Here is a 5,241-nt window from a genome sequence, read left to right on the forward strand (position 1 = left end):
CTTCCTGCGTGAAATGCGCGGTGCCGATGCCCCACATGTTGGTCTTGCGGCGCAGGTAGAACTCCGGGTCCAGCCCGATCATGTGCTCCGGCAGGGGATGCGGCTGGATCAGGAAGAACCAGTGGTAATACGCCGACGCCAGCGCCTGATCGACCCGTTCGAAGGTCGTCAGGGTCGGAACGATGTCCAGTACCGTCAGGCTCGATACGCGCTTGGCATGGTCGAGCGCCATCCTGTGGGCGACCCGGCCGCCCCGGTCGTGGCCGACGAGATGGAAGCGGTCGAAGCCCAGCACGCGCATGACCTCCACCTGATCCTGCGCCATGGCCCGCTTGGAATAGGAGGAATGGTCCTCGACCGTCGGCACCTTTTCGCTGTCGCCATAGCCGCGCAGATCTGTCGCGACGACGGTGAACCGCTCCGCCAGCCGGCCGGCGACCTTGTGCCACATCACATGGGACTGCGGAAAACCGTGCAGCAGAAGCAGCGGCGGACCGTCGCCGCCGATCACCAGATTGATCTCCGCCCCGCTCGTCGCGATGCGCCGACGCGTGAATCCTTCGAACATCCTGCCTGGTCTCCCTGGGTTGTTTAACGGTTTCTTACCAGCGGCCAACCTTCCCACAACGGGCGATGCCTGTCTGCAAAAGATGCCCGCCCGGGCACGCCGCGTCGCGAAGGATATAATCCCCCGCATCGATGGCATACGCCCTTCATGCGACCCTCTTGAGGTTAAATAACGCTTAAGAATTATTTATCTCAAGTTAATTTACCGCTATCAATAGGAGGACGAACCAATTACCCGAGAGCCATCATGGCCCGCTCCGATACCCTCCGCCAAGGCAACGCTTCGCCCTCCGCCGCAATGCTTCGAGCACTGCCCGAAGCGCGCCTGCGGGAGGTCTACCTTCTGTCGGACAAGGTGGCGGACGCGGAGATGCGCTCCACCCTGATGGAGGCTATGCGCGCCTGGCTGCGGGTGGAGCGCCCGATCCGGAAGGCCACCGCACTGCGGCGGTTCTGCGAACCGTTCGAGCATCTGCTGTGCGGTCCGGTCGGGCGGAACCGGAAGCCCTTCCGGGTTCCCCGCACCGTCATCGCACCGCTCTGGGCGCTGATCCGGCAGCAGGCCGGGACCGAGAACCTGGACGGCATGAGCCTGGAGGATCTGCACGGGCATCTTCAGGCCGCCATCGCGAAAGCGAAGAAGGATCATCGCTTCGCCCGGGCCAACGCCGCCGGCCACTCCGAATTCTGGGAGATAGCGGGAGAGATCGACGGAGCGTTCCAGGTCCGGGAACCGGTTGCCGCAATGCGCCGGCTGCTGGCGGCCGGGCCGGAGGGCCAGCCCAGCGTTGAGGCCCAGGCGGCGTTCGGCGCATCGATCGGAGCCCTGGCATCCAAGGACCGGCGCAGGGTCGACCTGTTCCTGGTCCTGCTGGTGCGCCATCCGTCCCTGACCCAGTCGGTGCTGACGATGCTGGGGCAGCTTACCCGCCAGACCCACGGCGCCGTCGCCGCCGATACTCTGGAAGCCGTCTACGACAGCGCCATCGGCGACCTTCAGGAAAAGGCCGACGCGGCGCTGGCCGGCGATGCCGGCACCGTCGACCTGCACGGCGTCCTCGACGCGGTCGAGCCGGCGGCGCGGCACCTGGAGGTCCTGAAGCAGTCGGCCGACGGCCGTCTGCCGCACAATTCCGCGCGGCTGCGCCGGCTGGAAAGCGACCTGCGGAACGTGCTGGTCAAGCGCTTCCTGGGCGAGGTGGAGGCGCAGACGCTTGCCCATGCCCACCTGCTTCAGGACATGACCGGCGAGGCTGCGTCGACGGCGGACAGGATGGCCTTCACCAAGGCGATGAAGGCGCTGTCGCGCAGCCGCGACCTGTTCAAGACGGTCGGCGAGGGAGACGCCTGGAAGCGGCAGGTCGAGGAGGTGCGCGCCACCGTGTCGGGCGAATTGGAAACCCTGGCGCGGAACGCAGCGGACGCCGGCCTCGGCGCCCGCCGGACGGCCCTGGAAGGCGTCGTCTCGACCTTGCACGCGCTGGAGCAGGTCTGCTCCAGCAGCGCCCTGATGCCGCTTCTGGTCGGCGGCTTTTCGGCCCTGGGATCCAAGGGCAACGACGACTTCTTCATCGGCTTCATCCGGCACATGAACGGCGACCCCAGGCCGTGACCGGGCGTCGCCGGAGCGCGATCCCTCGAAATCGCTCCTCGATACCTCTTAAGTAAAGTTTGAGCCAAACAATTAGTGCCCTATCGATAGTGGCAGGTGACTCAGCAAGTTCCCGGTCGCCCGATGGATCAAACAGGGAGACCAGTTCCATGACGTTCAACACTCTCCGGGCAGTCGGGACACTTCGGGCAGCCGGAATCCTTCGGGCACCCGGATCTGCCTCCGCTCCGGACGAGGCGTGCTGGTCCTCCGTCCCTTCGCCGCCGCGCTTGTCGATCGACGATCCGTCCGGGGCGAACGAGATCAGGGAAGTCCTGCATCCGGCGCTGCCGATCCTGCCGTACTGGCCGGACGGGCGCCGGTCCCATTCCGGCTTGCGTCACTTCTGCGAACCGTTCGCCGACCTGCTGTGCGACACCGTTCCCGAGCGGCGCAGGACCGGCCAGATCCCGCGGTCCGTGCTGCGGCCGCTGTGGAAGCTGCTTCACCGGGAGCGGAAAACCCCCCAGGTAGGCTTGGCCGAAGTCGCCGGCCTGATCCAGCGTGCCGAACGGGACCAGTCCTTCGCGGAGGACGCGGCGGCGGGCCACCCGGATTTCTGGAACATCGTGGACGATATCCGCGCGGCGCTGGCGGTGGAGGACAGGGTCCGCGACGCCCGCGACCATCTGCGCGCGGCCACCATCGCCGGGATCTTCCCCCACTGGCTGTCCGACCATCTGGCCGATGCGGTCGCCGGGCTGTCGGCTGCCGATCCCAAGGCCGCCGACCTGTTCGTCATGATGGTGGTCCGGCATCGGCCGGTGGCGCGGACCGCGCTGGAAATGCTGGGGCGTCTGGCCGACCGGCCGACGACGCGCAATCATGTGGCGGGCCTGATCGACCGGCTGGCCGAAGACGTGCGCAGCCGGGCGACGGCGGCGGTGCCCGCGCGCGGCCCGGCCGATCCGGCGGCGCTGGAGACCGCCGTCCGCGACCTGACGGCGCTGAAGCTCTCCGTCGGGCGGCTGCCGCTGGCGGCCCTGCCCCTGGCGCGGCTGGAAGCCGATGCGGTCCGCCTGCTGACGGCGCGTCTGCTGCCGGAAGCGGTCGAAGGCATCCTGCGCCTGGCGCCCGCCGACATGACCGACCTGCGCCGGCCCGGCACACGGCACCTTGCCGCGGCGCTCGCTTCGTTCGCCCGCAGCCGCCGTGCGTTCCGGGCGATGGGCGTGCTGCCGGCCTACGAGACGGCGCTGATCAGACTGACCGGTGCGGTGTCGCGCCGGCTCGGCGACCTTGCGGTCGCCGCCGCCCATCTGCCCGCGGACGAACGCGGGGCCGCCTTCGCCGCGCTGGACGAGACGCTGGCGGTGCTGCACCTGATAGCGCCGCCGTCCCGGCTCAAGCCGGTGCGCGATCTTATCCGGGACCTGACCGGGCAGGAGCTTGCCGGGGCGGCTTGAGCGGAGCGTCCTGCTTCGGTCCCGCCGGGGCTCAGTCGTAGTCGGCGTCGCCGTCCTGCGCCATTTCGTCGGCCAGTTCGCCCGCCAGCTCGGCGAACAGCTGGCCGTCGACGTCCAGTCCCTGCTCCCCGCAGATCCTTACGAAGATGCGGTAGGCATGCAGGATGGCGACGTCGAGCACGGCCTCGTCGGCCTCCTCGCTGTGGCGGTCGCCGATTTCCCGCTCCTTGAGCGTCCCCACTATGTCGTGCTGGGCCGCCTGAAGAACCGCTTCCATGGCACGCTTGTGGAGGTTGGACATCTTGGCTGTTCCTCAAATCAGATGTTGGACCCACCGATCCCGGTATCCGGACGGCTGTTCCGCCCCGGCCCCCGGAGGATCGAAAGGGGAAACCGTCATAGCAGGTCGCGGTTCACTCCGACCACGGGATTTACGCAGGCATAGCGCCGAATCTCGCCCCATATCGCTGAATCTCATGGACGAAGCCGAGGGCACATTGCTACCGCCTCTCCGACCTGATAGGTTCCGCGCTTTCCAAAGCAGCGTCAACGACGGTCAAATACCATGAAGGTCAACGCCAACCAGATGCGTCCGGGTCACGTCCTGGAGCACAATGGCAAGCTGATGGTGGTCCTGAAGACCGCTATCGTGCAGCCCGGCAAGGGCGGCGCGTTCATTCAGCTCGAGATGAAGGACGTCCGCTCCGGCAACAAGATGGTCGAGCGGTTCCGCACCCAGGAAACGGTCGAACGCGCCCGTCTGGACGAGCACGAGATGCAGTTCCTGTTTTCCGAGGGTGATGCCTACACCTTCATGGACAACGAGACCTTCGAGCAGCTCGTCATCAACCGAGACATCATCGGCGATCCCGCCGTCTATCTGCGGGACGGCATGATGGTCAACGTGCAGACGCACGAAGGCTCGCCGCTCGCGGTCGAGCTGCCGGCCACCGTCACGTTGCAGGTGGTCGAAGCCGACCCGGTCGTGAAGGGCCAGACGGCATCGTCGTCCTACAAGCCGGCCGTGCTGGACAACGGCGAGCGCGTCCTGGTCCCGCCTCACATCGAGTCCGGCACCCGGATCGTCGTGAACACCAGCGACGGCACCTACCTGGAACGTGCGAAGGACTAAAAACCCGTTATGGCAAGCCGTTCGGCAATCATCAACGTGATGGCTCGCGCCGCCGAAAAAGCGGCGCGTGGGCTGATTCGCGACTTCGGCGAGGTCGAGCATCTGCAGGTTTCCCGCAAGGGGCCGGCCGATTTCGTCTCGACCGCCGACACCAAGGCGGAGCAGATCCTCCGGGCCGAGTTGCAGAAGGCGCGGCCCGACTTCGGCTTCCTGCTCGAGGAAGGCGGCGGGTTCACCGGCAAGGACGCCGGCACCCGCTGGATCGTCGATCCGCTCGACGGCACCACCAACTTCCTGCACGGCCTGCCGTTCTGGTCGATCTCGATCGCGCTGGAAAAGGAAGGCGAGATCGTCGCAGGCATCGTCTATGAGCCGGTGCGGGACGAGATGTTCTGGGCCGAGAAGGGTGCGGGCGCCTGGAACAACCACCAGCGTCTTCGCGTGTCGGGCCGGCGCAAGCTGGACGAGTCGGTGATCGCCACCGG

At 67.0% G+C, this 5,241-nt stretch carries 6 protein-coding genes; 4 read left to right on the top strand and 2 right to left on the bottom strand.

What is annotated here, in order from left to right; genetic code table 11:
• Positions 1-568 (bottom strand): alpha/beta fold hydrolase (locus tag AC5JJ6_RS18305; RefSeq protein ID WP_496043425.1); only part of this gene is annotated, 568 nt, incomplete at its 3' end.
• A gap of 246 nt (positions 569-814) precedes the next feature.
• Here AC5JJ6_RS18305 and AC5JJ6_RS18310 point away from each other — a divergent pair.
• Complete coding sequence (locus AC5JJ6_RS18310; RefSeq protein WP_496043426.1) at positions 815-2,179, top strand: hypothetical protein; 1,365 nt, start codon at positions 815-817, stop codon at positions 2,177-2,179.
• Between the two features lie 149 nt (positions 2,180-2,328).
• Positions 2,329-3,624 carry a hypothetical protein gene (locus tag AC5JJ6_RS18315; RefSeq protein WP_496043427.1) on the top strand — a complete coding sequence of 432 codons (1,296 nt, stop codon included), beginning with the start codon at positions 2,329-2,331 and terminating at the stop codon, positions 3,622-3,624.
• A 31-nt stretch (positions 3,625-3,655) separates the two neighbouring features.
• Here AC5JJ6_RS18315 and AC5JJ6_RS18320 read toward each other — a convergent pair whose 3' ends face one another.
• The gene (locus tag AC5JJ6_RS18320; RefSeq protein ID WP_044427609.1) at positions 3,656-3,925 is read right to left on the bottom strand and encodes a hypothetical protein; all 270 of its coding nucleotides are present in this window, start codon (positions 3,923-3,925) and stop codon (positions 3,656-3,658) included.
• 264 nt (positions 3,926-4,189) lie between these two features.
• On the opposite strand from AC5JJ6_RS18320, the gene efp reads away from it, so the two are divergent.
• Positions 4,190-4,756: an elongation factor P gene (gene efp / locus AC5JJ6_RS18325; protein ID WP_044427611.1), complete on the top strand. Its 567-nt coding sequence runs from the start codon at positions 4,190-4,192 to the stop codon at positions 4,754-4,756.
• 9 nt (positions 4,757-4,765) lie between these two features.
• A partial coding sequence (locus AC5JJ6_RS18330) for an inositol monophosphatase family protein (RefSeq protein WP_496043428.1) occupies positions 4,766-5,241 on the top strand: 476 nt, incomplete at its 3' end.

This window comes from Skermanella sp. (assembly GCF_059503625.1).

What these genes read in the sequence shown, in the direction of transcription:
- AC5JJ6_RS18320 (WP_044427609.1), bottom strand. Translation starts at nt 3,925, where the DNA reads ATGTCCAACCTCCACAAGCGTGCCATGGAAGCGGTTCTTCAGGCGGCC.
- AC5JJ6_RS18310 (WP_496043426.1), top strand. Translation starts at nt 815, where the DNA reads ATGGCCCGCTCCGATACCCTCCGCCAAGGCAACGCTTCGCCCTCCGCC.
- AC5JJ6_RS18315 (WP_496043427.1), top strand. Translation starts at nt 2,329, where the DNA reads ATGACGTTCAACACTCTCCGGGCAGTCGGGACACTTCGGGCAGCCGGA.
- efp (WP_044427611.1), top strand. Translation starts at nt 4,190, where the DNA reads ATGAAGGTCAACGCCAACCAGATGCGTCCGGGTCACGTCCTGGAGCAC.